At 75.8% G+C, this 18,708-nt stretch carries 1 protein-coding gene (cut by a window edge); it reads left to right on the plus strand.

Annotated features, from left to right (window positions below; genetic code table 11):
- Positions 1-20 precede the first annotated feature (20 nt).
- On the plus strand, positions 21-18,708 hold the 5' portion of the coding sequence (locus RM555_RS01830) for a type I polyketide synthase (RefSeq protein WP_311410113.1). It continues 11,141 nt past the right edge of the window; only the first 18,688 of its 29,829 coding nucleotides appear in the window; it begins with the start codon at positions 21-23; the stop codon falls past the right edge of the window.

Raw genomic sequence — 18,708 nt, forward strand, 5'->3', positions numbered from 1 at the left:
TCCCCAGTACGGAGCTCATGATGTCTACGTCCGCAGACAAGGTCGTCGAGGCGCTTCGCGCCTCGCTCAAGGAGACGGGCCGCCTCCGTCAGCTCAACCAGCAGCTGACCGCTGCCGCCCGGGAGCCCATCGCGATCGTCGCGATGTCCTGCCGCTACCCGGGCGGCGTCGCCAGCCCCGAGCAGCTCTGGGACCTGGTGGCCTCCGGCAGCGACGCCATCGGCGGTTTCCCGACCGACCGGGGCTGGGACCTGGCCAACCTGTACGACCCGGACGCCGACCGGGCCGGCCACTCCACCACCCGGGAGGGCGGCTTCCTCTACGACGCGGCCGACTTCGACGCCGAGTTCTTCGGCATCTCGCCGCGCGAGGCCGTGGCGATGGACCCGCAGCAGCGGCTGCTGCTGGAGACGTCGTGGGAGGCGTTCGAGCAGGCCCGGATCGCACCCGCGTCCATGCGCGGGCAGAAGGTCGGCGTCTTCGTCGGAACCGCCGCCAACGGCTACGGCGTGGGCCCGCAGACCGAGGTCGAGGGCACCGACGAGGGATACCTGCTGACCGGCACGGCCACCAGCATCGTCTCGGGACGGATCGCGTACGCCCTCGGCCTGGAGGGCCCCGCCGTCACGGTCGACACCGCCTGCTCGTCGTCGCTGGTGGCCCTGCACCTGGCCTGCCAGGCGCTGCGGCAGGGCGACTTCGACCTGGCCCTGGCCGGCGGCGTCTGCGTGATGGCCACCCCCGCCCCGTTCGTGGGCTTCTCCCGGCAGCGGGGGCTCGCCCCCGACGGCCGGTGCAAGTCGTTCGCCGCCGCCGCCGACGGCACCGGCTGGTCCGAGGGCGTCGGCATCCTGCTGGTGGAGCGGCTGTCGGACGCCCAGCGCAAGGGGCACCCCGTCCTCGCCGTGATCGCCGGCAGCGCCGTCAACCAGGACGGCGCGTCCAACGGCCTCACCGCCCCCAACGGGCCGGCCCAGCAGCGGGTCATCCGGCAGGCCCTCGCGAACGCCCGGCTGACCACGGCCGACGTGGACGCCGTCGAGGCGCACGGCACCGGCACCGTGCTCGGCGACCCGATCGAGGCGCAGGCGCTGCTGGCCACGTACGGGCGGGACCGGCCCGCCGACCGGCCGCTGCTGCTCGGCTCGATCAAGTCGAACATCGGTCACAGTCAGTCCGCCGCGGGCGTGGCCGGCGTGATCAAGATGGTGATGGCGATGCGGCACGGGCTCGTCCCGTCCACCCTGCACGTCGACGAGCCGACGCCCAAGGTGGACTGGTCGGCCGGCGAGGTGTCGCTGGTGACCGAGGCGACGCCGTGGCCGGTGACCGACCGTCCCCGCCGGGCGGCCGTCTCGTCGTTCGGCATCTCCGGCACGAACGCGCACACCATCCTGGAGGAGCCGCCCGCCGCCGACGCCGCGGCCCCCGCCGACGCCGGCCCGGCCCCCGCCCTGCCGGCGGTGCCCGTGCTGCTCTCCGCCCGGTCGGAGGCCGCGCTGAGGGCGCAGGCGGGCCGCTGGGCCCGGTGGCTGGACGACGACGCGACCCTCCGGCCGGTGGACGTCGGCTGGTCGTCGGTGGTGTCGCGCTCCGCGCTGGAGCACCGCGCGGTCCTCACCGCCACCGACCGCGAGGACCTGCTGGCCGGGCTGCGCGCCCTCGCCGCCGGCCAGCCGTCCGGCGCGGTGGTCGCCGCTCAGGCCGCCGACCGGGGCCCGCTCGCGGTGCTCTTCTCCGGCCAGGGCGCGCAGCGCGCCGGCATGGGTCGGGAGCTGTACGCCGAGTTCCCGGTGTTCGCGACCGCGCTGGACGAGGTGTGCGTGTACCTGGACGCGCTGCTGTCGCGCCCGCTGAAGGAGGTGCTGTTCGCTCCCGAGGGTTCCGCGGAGGCGGAGCTGCTGGACCAGACCGTGTTCACCCAGGCTGGGCTGTTCGCCGTCGAGGTGGCGCTGTTCCGGCTCGTGGAGTCGTTCGGGATCACGCCGGACTTCGTGGGTGGGCATTCGATCGGTGAGGTCGCGGCCGCGCACGTGGCCGGGGTGCTGTCCCTGGCGGACGCGGCGGCGCTGGTGGCGGCGCGGGGCCGGTTGATGCAGGCGCTGCCCACCGGGGGTGGGATGCTGGCCGTGGCGGCGGCCGAGGTCGACGTGCTCGCCACGTTGGACGGTCTGGCCGACGTGGGGATCGCGGCGGTGAACGGGCCGACGTCGGTGGTGGTCTCCGGTGCCGTCGACGCGCTGGACGTGGTGGAGCGGCTCTGGCGGGAGCGGGGCGTGCGTACGCGTCGGCTGACGGTGAGCCACGCGTTCCACAGTCCGCTGATGGAGCCGATGCTCGCCGAGTTCCGCACCGTCCTGGCCGGGTTGACGTTCGCCGCGCCGGCGCTGCCGGTCGTGTCGAACGTGACCGGGGCGCTCGCCGACGCCGAGGAGATCCGCACCGCCGACTACTGGGTGCGCCACGTGCGGCAGGCCGTCCGTTTCGCCGACGGGGTCACCGCGCTGCGCGCCGCCGGCGTGGACGCGTTCCTGGAGATCGGGCCGCGCAGCGTACTGACCGCGATGACCCGGGACGTGCTGAGCGGGCAGCAGCCGGCGGACGCCGACGACGACACCCCGGTCATCGCCGTGCCCGTCCTGCGCGCCGACCGCCCCGAGGCGCGGGCCCTGCTCGCCGCCCTCTCCGAGCTGCACGTCAACGGCGCGTCCGTCGACTGGCCGGCCCTCTACGCCGGCGCCGGCGCGACCCCGGTCGCCCTGCCCACGTACGCGTTCCAGCGGCAGCGCTACTGGCCCGAGCAGATGCCGGTCTCGGTCACCGGCCCGGTCAGCCCCGACGTGGTGGACGTCGAGTTCTGGTCGGCGGTGGAACGCTCCGACGTGGCGGCCCTCGCCGCGCAGTTCGGCGACGACGGGGCGGACGTCCTCGCCCCGGCCCTGCCGGTCCTGTCGTCCTGGCGCAAGGCCCGGCTGCGGGACGCGGTCGTCGACGGCTGGTCGTACCGGGTGGTGTGGAAGCGGACCGCCGCCCCCGCGCCGGTCACCCCGTCCGGCCGCTGGCTGCTTGTCGAACCGGCCGGCGACGCCCCCACGACGGAATGGGCCGAGGCGCTGGCGGGGGCGCTGACCGCCGCCGGCGGCGAGGTGTCCCGGCTGGCGGTGGACCCGACGGCGGAGCGCGACCAGGTGACGGCGCGGGTGGCCGAGGCCGTGGGGGACACCCCGTTCACCGGGATCGTGTCCCTGCTGGGCCTGCTGGACCGGCCGCACCCCGGCCAGCCGGCGGTGCCGCTCGGCACGGCCGCCACGATGACGCTGGTGCAGGCCCTGCACGCCGCCGACGTCGCCGCGCCGCTGTGGACGGTGACCCGGGGCGCGGTCGGCACCGGGGACGCCGACCCGGTCCGCAGCGTCGCCCAGGGCGGCCTGTGGGGCCTGGCCCGGGTCGCCGGGCTGGAACACCCGCAGCTCTGGGGCGGCCTGGTCGACCTGCCGGACGGGCCCGACCGGAGCGACTGGGACCACCTGGTGGGCGTCCTGACCGGGGGCGGTCCCGAGGACCAGGTCGCCGTACGGCCCTCGGGCGTCTTCGTGCGCCGACTGGTGCGCGCCACGCCGGCGGCCGTGGGCACGGTCGAGCGCTGGCAGCCGTCGGGCACGGTGCTGATCACCGGCGGCACCGGGGCGCTCGGTGCCCACGTGGCCCGCTGGGCGGCGGCCAACGGCGCGGCGCACGTCGTGCTGACCAGCCGCCGGGGCGAGCACGCTCCCGGGGCGGCGGAGCTGCGCGACGAGCTGACCGGGCTCGGCGCCCGGGTGACCCTGGTCGCCGCCGACATGGCCGACCGCGCCCGCGTCGAGGCGCTGCTGCGCGACGTCGACGCCGACCCGGCGCCGCTGACGGCGGTGGTGCACGCCGCCGGGGTGGGCCAGCTGAACATGCTGACCGACACCGACCTCGCCGGGCTGGCCGGGGTGCTGGACGGCAAGATCGCCGGTGCCGTGCACCTGGACGAGCTGCTGGGCGACCGGCCGCTCGACGCGTTCGTGCTCTTCTCCTCCATCGCCGGCATCTGGGGCAGCGGCGGACAGGCCGCGTACGCCGCCGGCAACGCCTTCCTCGACGCGCTCGCCGAGCGGCGCCGCGCCCGTGGCCTGGCCGCCACCGCCGTGGCCTGGGGTCCCTGGGCCGAGGGCGGCATGGCCAGCGGCGAGGGCCAGGAACTGCTGGCCCGGCGCGGCCTCAGCCCCATGTCGCCGGCCCAGGCCGTGTACGCGCTGCGCAGCGCCGTCGGCCGGGCCGTGCCGTCGGTGACCGTGGCCGACGTCGACTGGTCCCTGTTCACCCCGGCGTTCGCCGCCGCCCGCGCCCGCCCCCTGCTCGACGACATCGCCGAGGCACGCGACGCCCTGCGCGTGGTCGACGCCGAACCGGAGGACACCGCCGGCGGCGGGCTGCGGCAGCACCTGCTGACGCTGCCCCGCGCCGAGCAGGACCGCCACCTGACCGACCTCGTACGCACGCACACCGCCGCCGTGCTCGGCCACTCCGGCACCGAGCTGGTCAAGGCGAACCGGGCGTTCAAGGAGCTGGGCTTCGACTCGCTGACCGCCGTCGAGCTGCGCAACCGGCTCGGCGCCGCCACCGGGCTCACCCTGCCCACCACCCTGGTCTTCGACTACCCGAACCCGGCCGCCCTCGCCGACCACCTGTCGGCGACGCTGCGCCTGCACGAGGTCGACACCGTCACCACCTGGGGCCCCGCCGGGCCGGTGGACGACGACCCGATCGTCATCGTCGGCATGAGCTGCCGGTACCCGGGCGGCGTGGCCAACCCGGACGACCTGTGGGACCTGGTCGCCACCGGCCGCGACGGCATCAGCGGCTTCCCCGACGACCGGAACTGGGACATGGGCCGGCTGCTGGCCGTCGACGCGGACGGGCGACCCGTGTCGCACACCCGCGAGGGCGGCTTCGTCGACGGCGCCACCACGTTCGACCCCGGCTTCTTCGGCATCTCGCCCCGCGAGGCGGTCGCCATGGACCCGCAGCAGCGCCTGCTGCTGGAGGCGTCCTGGGAGGCCGTCGAGCAGGCCGGCATCGACCCGGACGAGCTGCGCGGCAGCCGTACCGGCGTCTTCGTCGGCGCCTCCCCGTCGGGCTACGGCACCACCGACACCCCGGCGGAGCTGGCCGGATACCAGCTCACGGGCGGCGCGCACAGCGTCATCTCCGGCCGGGTGTCGTACACCTTCGGGCTGGAGGGCCCGGCGGTGACGGTCGACACCGCCTGCTCGTCGTCGCTGGTGGCGGTGCACCTGGCCGCCCAGGCGCTGCGCGGCGGCGAGTGCGACCTGGCGCTGGCCGGCGGCGTCACCGTCATGGTGACCCCGGGCGCCTTCGTCGAGTTCTCCCGCCAGGGCGGCCTCGCGCCGGACGGGCGCTGCAAGTCCTTCGCCGCCGATGCCGACGGCACCGGCTGGTCGGAGGGCGTCGGCGTGCTGCTGGTCCAGCGGCTCTCCGACGCCCGGCGGCAGGGCCGCCAGGTGCTCGCCGTGATCGCCGGCAGCGCCGTCAACCAGGACGGCGCGTCCAACGGCCTGACCGCCCCCAACGGGCCCGCCCAGCAGCGGGTGATCCGGCAGGCCCTCGCGAACGCCCGACTGACCACGGCCGACGTCGACGCCGTCGAGGCGCACGGCACGGGTACGACCCTGGGTGACCCCATCGAGGCGCAGGCCCTGCTGGCGACCTACGGCCAGGGCCGCCCCGCCGACCGGCCGCTGCTGCTCGGCTCGATCAAGTCGAACATCGGCCACAGCCAGGCCGCCGCCGGTGTCGCCGGCATGATCAAGATGGTGCAGGCGATGCGGCACGGCCTGCTCCCGCAGACCCTGCACCTCGACGAGCCGACCCCCCACGTGGACTGGACCGCCGGCGCGGTGTCCCTGCTGGCCGAGTCGCGTCCCTGGCCGGCGGTGGACCGGCCGCGCCGGGCCGCCGTGTCGTCGTTCGGCATCAGCGGTACGAACGTCCACCTGATCCTGGAGCAGCCGCCCGCGCCGACCGGCGGGGACGAGCCGGAGGTCGAGGGCGAGCCGTCGCGGACGCCGTCCGTGCTGCCGGTGCTGCTCTCGGCCCGGGACGCGGCCGGGCTGTCGGCGCAGGCCGACCGCTGGGCGCAGTGGCTCCGCGGCACCCGGGCCTCGCGCCCGCTCGATGTGGCGTGGTCGTCGGTGGCGTCGCGGTCCGTGCTGGAGCACCGGGCGGTCGTGTCCGGGGCGACCCGCGACGAGCTGCTGGCGGGCCTCGACGCCGTGGCGGCGGGCGAGCCCTCGGCCGGCGTGCTCACCGGCCCGGGCGGTCAGCGCGGCCAGCTCGCCCTGCTCTTCTCCGGCCAGGGCGCGCAGCGCGCCGGCATGGGTCGGGAGTTGTCGGCGGAGTTCCCGGTGTTCGCCGCCGCGCTGGACGAGGTGTGTGCGCACCTGGATCCGTTGTTGCCGCGTCCGTTGCGGGAGGTGTTGTTCGCGTCGGCGGGTTCCGCTGAGGCGGGGTTGCTGGATCAGACGGTGTTCACGCAGGCCGGGTTGTTCGCGGTCGAGGTGGCGCTGTTCCGCCTCGTGGAGTCGTTCGGGGTCGTGCCCGACATGCTGGCCGGGCACTCGATCGGTGAGGTGACCGCCGCGCATGTCGCGGGCGTGTTGTCCCTGACGGACGCGTCTGCGTTGGTGGCGGCGCGGGGTCGGTTGATGCAGGCGCTGCCCACCGGCGGCGGGATGCTGGCGGTGGCGGCCGACGAGACTGCGGTGGCGGAGTCTCTCGCTGGGCTGACCGACCGGGTCGGTATCGCCGCGGTCAACGGGCCGGCCGCCGTGGTGGTGTCGGGTGCGGTTGACGCGCTGGACGAGGTGGAGCGGGTCTGGCGGGATCGGGGCGTGCGTACGCGCCGGCTGACGGTGAGCCATGCGTTCCACAGCCCGTTGATGGCGCCGATGCTGGCCGAGTTCCGGGCGGTTCTGGAGGGGTTGACGTTTGCCGCGCCGCTGTTGCCGGTCGTGTCGAACGTGACCGGTGCGCTGGCCGGCGACGAGATCCGCACGGCCGACTACTGGGTGCGGCACGTGCGCGAGGCGGTGCGCTTCGCCGACGGGATCACCGCCCTGCGTGAGGCGGGTGTGGACACGTTCCTGGAGGTCGGGCCGCAGAGTGTGCTGACCGCGATGGCCGGCGACGTGCTGCCCGGCGACGACGCTGTGCTGGCTGTGGCGGTGCAGCGCCGGGACCGGGCGGAGGCGCAGGCGCTGCTGCACGCCCTGGCGGAGCTGCACGTGCACGGGATGCCGGTGACCTGGCAGTCGTGGTTCGCCGACGCCGGCGCGCGCCGGGTGGACCTGCCCACGTACGCCTTCCACCGCGAGCGGTACTGGCTGCCGCCGGCCGGCCAGTCGGCCGACGTCTCCGGGGCCGGCCTCGGCGTGGCGCGGCACCCGCTGCTCGGCGCGGCGGTGTCGGTCGCCGGCGAGGACATGGTCGTGCTGACCGGCCGGCTGTCGGTGTCGACCCACCCGTGGCTCGCCGACCACGTCATCTCCGGCGCCGTGATCGTGCCCGGCACCGCCCTGGTGGACCTCGTCGTCCGGGCGGGCGACGAGGTCGGTGCCTCCCGCGTCCGCGAGCTGACCGTGCTCGCCCCGCTCGTGTTGCCCGCCACCGGCGGCGGCGTACGGGTGCAGGTCCGGGTCGGTCCCGTCGACGGGACCGGCAGCCGGTCGGTGACCGTGCACTCCCAGCCCGAGGACGACCCCGAGTCGGGCTGGACCCGGCACGCCGACGGCCTCGTCAACGCCCCCACGGCCGACGAGCCCACGGTGGGCGCGTGGCCGCCGCCCGGCGCGTCCGAGGTGGACGTCACCGGGTGGTACCCGGCGGTGGCCGAGCACGGGCTCTCCTACGGGCCGGTCTTCCGGGGCCTGCGCCGGGCGTGGACCGCCGAGGGCGAGGTGTTCGCCGAGGTCGCCCTCCCCGACGAGGTGCTCGGGGACCCGGCGGGCTTCGGGGTGCACCCGGCACTGCTGGACGCCGCCCTGCACCCCGTCGGGCTGCTGCCCGCCGACGAAGCCGGCGGCGGGGCCCGGGTGCCGTTCGCGTTCGAAGGCGTGCAGGTCCACGCGGTCGGAGCCCGGACGCTCCGGGTCCGTCTCACCGCCACGGGCAACTCCGTGCGGCTGGTCGCCGTCGACGAGACCGGTGTGCCGGTGGTGTCGGTGGACTCGCTGACGCTGCGCGAGCTGACCGGCATGGCGGCGCCGGCCGACGAGGCGCACCGATCCCTGTTCGAGGTGTCCTGGCAGCCCGAGCAGATCACCGCGCCCGACAGCGCGTACGGCTGGGCCGTGCTGGGTGACCGCCCGCTCGACGGCGCGCCGCAGCTTCCGGCGTACGCCGAGGTCGCGGCCGTGGCCACGGCGGTGACGGACGGAACGGCCCCCGCTCCCGCGGCGCTGCTGCTGCCCGTTCCTCCGGCGGCGCCCGGGGCGGACCTGCCCGACGCGGCGCGGTCGGTCACGGCGGACGTCCTCGGCGCGGTGCAGGCCTGGCTGGCCGCCGATTCCCTGGCGGACTCGCGGCTGGTCGTGGTGACCCGTGGCGCGGTGGCCACCGGCAGGAGCGACAGCGTCACCGACCTGGCGGGCGCCGCGGTCTGGGGCCTGCTGCGCTCGGCCCAGTCGGAACACCCCGGCCGGATCGTGCTGGCCGACCTCGAACCGGGTGTCGACCTGGACGCCGACCTGCTGGCCCTGCTCGCCGCCGCCACCGACGACCCCGCCCTCGGCGGGCAGCTCGCGGTGCGGGCGGGCACGGCGTACCTGCCGCGGCTGGTCCGCGCCACCGGCGACGCGCGCACCCCGGCGACCCTCGGCCGGGGAACCGTCCTCGTCACCGGCGGCACCGGCTCGCTCGGCGCCCTGGTGTCCGAACACCTCGTCACCGCGTACGGCGTGCGCTCGCTGGTGCTGGCGTCCCGCCAGGGCCCGGCGGCCCCCGGCGCCGACGACCTGGTGCAGCGGCTGGCCGCGCTGGGCGCGACCGCCCGGGTGGTCGCCACGGACGTGACCGACCGCGAGCGCGTCGGCGAGCTGGTCCGGGCGATCACCGCCGAGGACCGCCTGGCCGGGGTGGTGCACACCGCCGGCGTCCTCGACGACGGCGTCGTCAGCGGGATCACCGCCGAGCGGCTGGCGGACGTGCTGGCCCCAAAGGTCACTGCGGGCTGGTGGCTGCACGAGGCGACCGCCGAGCTGGACCTCGACCTGTTCGTGCTCTTCTCCTCCGTCGCCGGGGTGCTCGGCTCTCCCGGCCAGGCCGCCTACGCGGCCGGCAACGCCTTCCTGGACGCCCTCGCCGTGCTGCGGGCGCAGCGCGGGCTGCCCGCGGTCAGCCTCGCGTGGGGCATGTGGGACACGGACGGCATGGCCGCGTCGATCAACGACACCGACCGGGCGCGGGTGACCCGGGCCGGTCTGGTCCCGATGACCGCCCCGGTCGGGCTCGGGCTGTGGGACGCCGCCCTGGCCCACGGCGGCGCGGCGCTGGTGCCGGCGGTGGTCGACCTGCCCGCCATGCGGGCGCAGACCGCCGCCGGCCGGGTGCCGGTGATGCTGCGGGCCCTGGTGGGACCGGGCACGAAGCGCCGCCGCTCCGGCTCCGGAGCCTGGGTCGACCGGCTGGCCGGGCTCGACCCGCAGGAGGCGCGCACGCAGGTGGCCCTGCTGGTCCGGGGGATGATCGCGCAGGTCCTCGGTCACGGCGGCGCCGAGGCGGTGCCGGCGGACCGGGCGTTCCGGGAACTGGGCTTCGACTCGCTGACCGCCGTCGAGCTGCGCAACCGGATCAACGGCGCGACCGGGCTGCGGCTCACGTCGACGCTCGTCTTCGACTACCCGACCCCCGGCGCCCTGTCGGAGCACCTGTACGAGCAGCTGTCCGGCCAGGTCGCCGACCAGCAGCAGGCCGTACGGGCGACCACCGTCGACGAGCCGATCGCGATCGTGGGCATGGCCTGCCGCTACCCGGGTGGCGTGACGAACCCGCAGCAGTTGTGGGACCTGGTCGCCGCCGGGGCCGACGGCATCGGCGAGTTCCCCACCGACCGGGGTTGGGAACTCGACCGGCTCTTCCACCCCGACCCGGACAACCCCGGCACGTCGTACACCCGGCACGGTGGCTTCCTGTACGGAGCCGCCGAGTTCGACCCGGACTTCTTCGGCATCTCGCCGCGTGAGGCGATCGCGATGGACCCGCAGCAGCGGCTGCTGCTGGAGACCTCGTGGGAGACGTTCGAGTCGGCCGGTCTCGACCCGCAGCGGTTGCGCGGCAGCCGGACCGGCGTGTTCGCCGGCCTGATGTACCACGACTACGCCTCCGGCGTGCAGGACCTGCCCGAGGGCGTGGGCGGTTACCTCGGCACCGGCACCTCCGGCAGCGTGCTGTCCGGCCGGGTGGCGTACACGTTCGGCCTGGAGGGGCCGGCGGTCACCGTGGACACGGCGTGCTCCTCGTCGCTGGTGGCGCTGCACCTCGCGGTGCAGGCGCTGCGCTCCGGCGAGTGCGATCTGGCGCTGGCCGGTGGCGTGACGGTGATGGCGACGCCCGGGACGTTCATCGAGTTCTCCCGGCAGCGTGGTCTGTCGGCCGACGGCCGCTGCAAGTCGTTCGCCGCGTCGGCCGACGGCACCGGCTGGTCCGAGGGCGTCGGCGTGCTGCTGGTGCAGCGCCTCTCCGACGCCCGGCGCGAGGGCCGGCGGGTCCTGGCGGTGGTACGCGGATCGGCGATCAACCAGGACGGCGCGTCGAACGGGCTGACCGCCCCGAACGGTCCCTCGCAGCAGCGGGTCATCCGGCAGGCGCTCGCGAACGCGCGGCTCACCACCGCCGACGTGGACGCCGTCGAGGCGCACGGCACCGGCACCACCCTCGGCGACCCGATCGAGGCGCAGGCCCTGCTGGCCACGTACGGGCAGGACCGGCCGGAGGACCGGCCGCTGTGGCTGGGCTCGATCAAGTCGAACATCGGCCACACGCAGGCCGCCGCCGGGGTGGCCGGCATCATCAAGATGATCATGGCGATGCGCCACGGGCTGCTGCCGTCCACGCTGCACGTCGACGAGCCGTCCCCGCACATCGAGTGGAGCGCCGGGGCGGTCTCCCTGCTCACCGAGGCACGCGACTGGCCCGTGGCGGGCCGGCCGCGCCGCGCGGCGGTCTCGTCGTTCGGAGTCAGCGGCACCAACGCGCACGTGATCATCGAGCAGCCCTCCGCCGAGGCGGAGCCGACCCGAAGCGAGGGCGCGCCGACGCCCGCCGCCGGGTCGCTGCCGGCCCCGGTGCTGCTGTCGGCCCGGTCCGAGGCCGCCGTCGCGGCCCAGGCGGAGCGCTGGGCCCGCTGGATCGCCGGCGACGAGGACCTGCGCCCCGTCGACGTCGGCTGGTCGTCGACCGTCAGCCGGGCCGTGCTGGAGCACCGCGCGGTGGTCACCGCGACGGACCGGGACGAGCTGCTGGCCGGGCTGCGCGCCCTCGCCGCCGGCGAGTCGGCCGCCACCGTGGTCGCCGGCACGGGCACGACGCGTACGCAGCTGGCTGTGCTCTTCTCCGGCCAGGGCGCGCAGCGCGCCGGAATGGGCCGGGAGTTGTCCGAGGCGTTCCCGGTGTTCGCGGCCGCGCTGGACGAGGTGTGCGCGCAGCTCGACCCGCTGCTGCCGCGCCCGCTGCGGGAGGTGCTGTTCGCCGAGGCGGGCACCCCCGAGGCGGAGTTGCTGGACCAGACCGTCTTCACGCAGGCCGGGTTGTTCGCGGTCGAGGTGGCGCTGTTCCGCCTCGTGGAGTCGTTCGGGGTCGTTCCCGACGTGGTGGCCGGCCACTCGATCGGCGAGGTGACGGCCGCGTACGTGGCCGGGGTGCTGTCCCTGGCCGACGCGTGCGCCCTCGTGGCCGCGCGGGGCCGGTTGATGCAGGCGCTGCCCACGGGCGGCGGCATGCTGGCCGTGGCCGCCGCCGAGGACGCCGTGGCGGAGTCGATCGCCGGGCTGACCGACCGCCTCGGCATCGCGGCCGTCAACGGGCCCACCGCCGTGGTCGTCTCCGGTGCCGTCGAGGCCCTGGACGAGGTGGAGCAGGCCTGGCGGGACCGGGGCGTGCGTACCCGCCGGCTCACCGTCAGCCACGCGTTCCACAGCCCGCTGATGGCGCCGATGCTCGACGAGTTCCGCGCCGTCCTGGCGGGGCTGACGTTCCGGGCGCCGCTGCTGCCGGTCGTGTCGAACCTGACCGGCGCGCTCGCCGACCCGCAGGAGATCACCCGCGCCGAGTACTGGGTGCGGCACGTGCGGGAGGCCGTCCGCTACGCCGACGGCATCGCCGCCCTGCGGGCCACCGGCGACACCTTCCTGGAGATCGGCCCGCAGAGCGTCCTGACCGCGATGAACGCCGACCTGCTCGCCGAGGACGCGCTCGCGGTGGCCGTCCAGCGCCGGGACCGTCCCGCCCCGCAGGCACTGCTGCACGCCCTCGCCGACCTGCACGTCCACGGCGTCCCGGTGACCTGGACGCAGTGGTTCACCGACGCCGGCGCCGCCCGGGTCGACCTGCCGACGTACGCCTTCCAGCACCAGCGGTACTGGCTCGGCGCGGGCCAGGCGCGTACCGCCGACGTGTCCGGCGCGGGCCTCGGCGTGGCCGGGCACCCGCTGCTCGGCGCGGCGGTCACCGTCGCCGGCGCGGACATGGTGGTGCTGACCGGCCGGCTGTCCCTCGCCACCCACGCGTGGCTCGCCGACCACGTCGTCTCCGGCGCGGTCATCGTGCCCGGCACCGCCCTGGTGGAGTTGGCCGTCCGGGCCGGCGACGAGGTGGGCGCGTCGCGGGTGCGGGAGCTGACCGTGGCCGCGCCGCTGGTGCTGCCGGAGGCCGGCGCGGTGCGGGTGCAGGTGCGCGTCGGCGCGGCCGACGACGCCGGCACCCGGGTCGTGGCGGTGCACTCGCAGGTTGAGGGCGACCCGGAGGCCGACTGGGTCCACCACGCGGAGGGCGTGCTGGAGCCGGCGACGGCCGACGAGCCGAGCCTGGGGGAGTGGCCCCCGACCGGCGCGTCCGAGCTGGACGTCGCGGGCTGGTACCCGACGCTTGCGGAGCACGGCCTGACGTACGGGCCGGTGTTCCAGGGGCTGCGCCGGGTGTGGACCGCCGGCGACGACGTGTACGCCGAGGTGGTGCTGCCGGACGAGGCGGCGACGGAGGCGGCGCGCTTCGGCGTGCACCCGGCCCTGCTGGACGCCGCCCTGCACCCGATCGGGCTGCTGCCCGGCTCGGAGGGTTCGGGCGGGGCGCGGGTGCCGTTCGCGTTCGAGGGTGTGCAGGTGCACGCCTCGGGTGCGCGGGTGCTGCGGGTGCGGCTGTCGCGCGCGGGCTCGGCGGTGCGGCTGGTCGCGTGCGACGAGTCGGGCGCGGCCGTGGTGTCGGTCGACTCCCTCGCCCTGCGCGAGCTGACCGGCGTGACCGCTGCGGGCGCGGCGGCCCGCTCGATGTTCGAACTCACCTGGCAGGCCGAGGAGATCGCCGCCGCCGGGGACCTCTCCGGGTGGGCGCTGGTCGGCTCGCCGGCAACCGCCGACCTGCCGGCGTACGGCGACGTCGCGGCGCTCGTCGCGGCGGTCGACGCCAACCGGACGGTCGCACCGAAGGCGCTGCTGCTGCCGCTCGACGCGCCGGAGAGCGCCGTCCCCGACGCGGTACGCGCGGCGACGTCGCAGGTGCTGGCGACCGTCCGGTCCTGGCTGGCGGCGGACGTGCTGGCGGAGTCGCGGCTGGTGGTGGTGACCCGGGGCGCGGTGGCGGTTGCGGCGGACGACCGGGTGTCGGACCTGGGCGGTGCGGCGGTGTGGGGTCTGCTGCGCTCGGCGCAGTCGGAGCACCCGGGTCGCATCGTCGTGGCGGACGTCGATGGCGACGTGGATGCCGGGACGTTGGCTGTCCTGGCGGCAGTGGCCGACGAGCCGGTGGCGTTCGGTGGTCAGGTCGCGGTGCGCTCGGGTGGGGTGTTCGTGCCGCGTCTGGTGCGCGCGGTCGCCCCGGCGTCGGCGCAGGCGCCGGTCGTGGGTGACGGTGCGGTGCTGGTGACCGGTGGTACGGGTGCGTTGGGTGCGCTGGTGGCGGAGCACCTGGTGTCGGTGCACGGCGTGCGGTCGCTGGTGCTGGTGTCGCGGCGCGGCCCGGAGGCCGCCGGTGCGGGCGAGTTGTCGGAGCGGCTGTCGGCGCTGGGTGCGTCGGTGCGGGTCGTCGCGTGTGACGTGACGGACCGGGACCAGGTGTTCGGTCTGGTGGCGGAGATCGGTGCCGAGGGTCGGCTGGCGGGTGTGGTGCACACGGCCGGTGTCCTGGACGACGGTGTCGTGGAGGGGCTGACGGCGGAGCGGCTGGCGGGGGTGCTGGCGCCGAAGGTGTCGGCGGGTTGGTTGCTGCACGAGGCGACGGCGGGTCTGGATCTGGATCTGTTCGTGGTGTTCTCGTCGGTGGCGGGTGTGCTCGGTTCGCCGGGTCAGTCGGCGTACGCGGCGGGTAACGCGTTCCTGGACGGGTTGGCGGTCTACCGGCGGCAGGCGGGTCTGCCGGCGGTCAGTCTCGCGTGGGGCATGTGGGACACCGCCGGCATGGCGGCGTCGATCGACGAGGCGGATCGGGCGCGGTCGGCGCGGGCTGGCCTGACGCCGATGAGCGCCGAGGTCGGGCTGGAGCTGTTCGACGCCGCCTTGGTGGCGGAGCGGCCGGCGTTGGTGCCGGCCGTGATCGACGTACCGGCGATGCGCGCAGCGCTCGGCGCCGGCCCGGTGCCGGCCGTGCTGCGTACCCTGATCGGGTCGACGGCGGCCCGGCGACGGGCCGCGCGGGGCGGCGACTGGGCCAACCAGCTCGCGGGCCTGGCGCCCGACGAGGCGCGCGCCCAGATCGACGTGCTGGTGCGGGGCCTGGTCGCGCAGGTGTTGGGGCACGGTGGCGCGGAGGCGGTGCCGGCGGACCGGGCGTTCCGGGAGCTGGGCTTCGACTCGCTGACGGCGGTGGACCTGCGTAACCGGTTGAACGCGGCCACCGGGCTGCGGCTGGCCTCGACGCTGGTCTTCGACTACCCGACCCCGGCCGTGCTCGTCGACCACCTGCACGAGCAGGTCTCCGGGCAGATCACCGCCCGCCAGACGGCGGTGCTCACCGCCAGCACCGACGAGCCGATCGCGATCGTGGGCATGGCCTGCCGCTACCCCGGTGGCGTCGAGAGCCCGGACCAGCTGTGGGCGTTGCTGGCCGGCGGCGGCGACGGGATCTCGGAGTTCCCCACCGATCGCGGCTGGGACCTGGAGAGCCTGTTCGACCCGGACCCGGAGCACAGCGGCACGTCGTACACGCGCCACGGTGGCTTCCTCTACGGGGCCGCCGACTTCGACCCCGGCTTCTTCGGGATCTCGCCGCGCGAGGCCCTGGCGATGGACCCGCAGCAGCGGTTGCTGCTGGAGGCGTCGTGGGAGTCGTTCGAGTCCGCCGGTCTGGACCCGCAGCGGCTGCGGGGCAGCCGGACGGGTGTCTTCGCCGGCGTCATGTACCACGACTACGCCTCCCGCCTGATGGACCTGCCGCCGGACGCCGAGGGCTTCGTCGGCACGGGCACGTCGGGCAGCGTGCTGTCCGGCCGGGTGGCGTACACGTTCGGCCTGGAGGGGCCGGCCGTCACCGTGGACACCGCCTGTTCTTCCAGCCTCGTGGCGCTGCATCTCGCCGCGCAGGCGTTGCGTTCCGGTGAGTGCGATCTGGCGTTGGCCGGTGGCGTGACGGTGATGGCGACGCCCGGCACGTTCATCGAGTTCTCCCGGCAGCGGGGTCTGTCGCAGGACGGCCGGTGCAAGTCGTTCGCCGCGTCGGCCGACGGCACCGGCTGGTCCGAGGGCGTCGGCGTGCTGCTCGTGGAGCGGCTGTCGGACGCGCGGCGCAACGGGCACCGCGTGCTGGCGGTGGTGCGGGGCACGGCCGTGAACCAGGACGGCGCGTCGAACGGGCTGACCGCGCCGAACGGCCCGTCGCAGCAGCGCGTGATCCGGCAGGCCCTCGCGAACGCCCGGTTGACCACCGCCGACGTGGACGCCGTGGAGGCGCACGGCACGGGCACGACCCTCGGCGATCCGATCGAGGCGCAGGCGTTGCTGGCGACGTACGGGCAGGAGCGTCCGCAGGACCGGCCGCTGCTGCTGGGGTCGGTGAAGTCGAACATCGGGCACACGCAGGCGGCTGCCGGTGTGGCTGGTGTGATCAAGATGGTCATGGCGATGCGCCACGGTCTGGTGCCGGCGACCCTGCACGTGGACGAGGCGTCGCCGCACGTGGACTGGACGGCCGGGGCGGTGGCCCTGGCGACGGAGCCCACTCCGTGGCCGCAGGTGGGTCGGCCGCGTCGGGCGGCGGTGTCGTCGTTCGGGATCTCCGGCACGAACGCGCACGTGATCATCGAGCAGCCGCCGGCCGAGGCGATCGAGGGCGAGATCGTCGCCCGCGACGTGCCGTCGGTCGTACCGGTGCTGCTGTCGGCCCGCGACGCCGCCGCGCTATCGGCGCAGGCGGGCCGGTGGGCGCGCTGGCTGACCGCCGAGGAGGCCCCGCGTCCGCTGGACGTGGCCTGGTCCTCCGTCACCACCCGGCCCGCGCTGGAGCACCGGGCGGTCGTCACCGCCGCCGACCGGGACGACCTGGTCGCGGCGTTGACCGCCCTCGCCGACGGCGAGCCCACCGGTACGGTCGTCTCCGCCGCCACCGGCCAGCGCGGCCAGCTCGCCCTGCTCTTCTCCGGCCAGGGCGCGCAGCGCGCCGGGATGGGCCGGGAGCTGTCCGTCCTGTTCCCGGTGTTCGCCGCCGCGCTGGACGAGGTGTGCGGACACCTCGACCCGCTGCTGCCGCGCCCGCTGCGGGAGGTGCTGTTCGCGTCGTCGGGTTCGGCCGAGGCGGAGCTGCTGGATCAGACCGTCTTCACGCAGGCCGGGTTGTTCGCGGTCGAGGTGGCGCTGTTCCGTCTGGTGGAGTCGTTCGGGGTCGTACCGGACATGCTGGCCGGTCACTCGATCGGCGAGGTGACCGCCGCGCATGTCGCGGGCGTGCTGTCCCTGGCCGACGCGTGCGCTCTCGTGGCCGCGCGGGGCCGGTTGATGCAGGCGCTGCCCACCGGCGGCGGGATGCTGGCCGTGGCCGCCGACGAGGCCGCGGTGGTCGAGTCGATCGCCGGGCTCGCCGACCAGGCGGGCATCGCGGCGGTCAACGGACCCACCGCCGTGGTGGTGTCGGGTGCGGTTGACGCGCTCGACGAGGTGGAGCGGGTCTGGCGCGACCGGGGCGTGCGCACGCGCCGGCTGACGGTGAGCCACGCGTTCCACAGCCCGCTGATGGAGCCGATGCTCGACGAGTTCCGCACGGCCCTGGACGGGTTGACGTTCTCCGCGCCGCTGCTGCCGGTCGTGTCGAACGTGACCGGTGCGCTGGCCGGCGACGAGATCCGCACTCCGGAGTACTGGGTGCGGCACGTGCGCGAGGCCGTGCGCTTCGCCGACGGGATCACCGCCCTGCGTGAGGCGGGTGTGGACACGTTCCTGGAGGTCGGCCCGCAGAGCGTGCTGACCGCGATGGCCGCCGACGTGCTGCCCGCCGACGACGCCGTGCTGGCCGTCGCTGTGCAGCGCCGGGACCGGGCGGAGGCGCAGGCGCTGCTGCACGCCCTGGCGGAGCTGCACGTGCACGGGATGCCGGTGACCTGGCAGCCGTGGTTCGCCGACGCCGGCGCGCGCCGCGTCGACCTGCCCACGTACGCCTTCCAGCACCAGCGCTACTGGCCCACCGCCAACCGGGCGCGTACGGGCGACGTGTCCGGGGCCGGGCTCGGCCGCACCGAGCACCCGCTGCTCGGCGCGACCGTGGACCTGGCTGGCGACGACGAGATGGTGCTGACGGGCCGGCTCTCCCTGGCCACGCACCCGTGGCTGGCCGACCACACGGTCTCCGGGCTGACGCTGATCCCGGGCACCGCCCTGGTCGAGCTGGCCGTGCGGGCCGGCGACGAGGTGGGCCTCTCCCGGCTGCGGGAGCTGACCATGGCCGCCCCACTGGCCCTCCCCGGAACGGGAGGCGTGCGGATCCAGGTGCGGGTGTCCACGTCGGAGTCGCCGCAGCGTCCCGTCGCCGTCTACTCCCGCCCCGACGACGACCCCGAGGCGGGCTGGACCCGGCACGCGGAGGGCGTGCTGGAGCCCTCCACCGCCGACGAGCCGGACCCGGTCGCCTGGCCCCCCGCCGGCGCGGCGGAGGTGGACCTCGCCAGCTGGTACCCGACGCTGGCGGAACACGGCCTGACGTACGGGCCGGCCTTCCAGGGGCTCCGGCGTGCCTGGACCAGCGGCACCGAGGTTTACGCCGAGGTGGTCCTGCCGGACGACGCCGCGACGGAGGCCGCCGGATTCGGCGTGCACCCGGCGCTGCTGGACGCCGCCCTGCACCCGATCGGGCTGCTGCTCGGTGGCGAGGAGTCGGGCGGGCCACGGGTGCCGTTCGCGTTCGAGGGCGTGCAGGTGCACGCCTCGGGGGCGGGGGCGCTGCGGGTACGCCTGACCCGCGACGGCTCCGGGCTGC

Origin of the sequence: Micromonospora reichwaldensis (genome assembly GCF_031845925.1) — a bacterium.
GTDB lineage: Bacteria > Actinomycetota > Actinomycetes > Mycobacteriales > Micromonosporaceae > Micromonospora > Micromonospora reichwaldensis.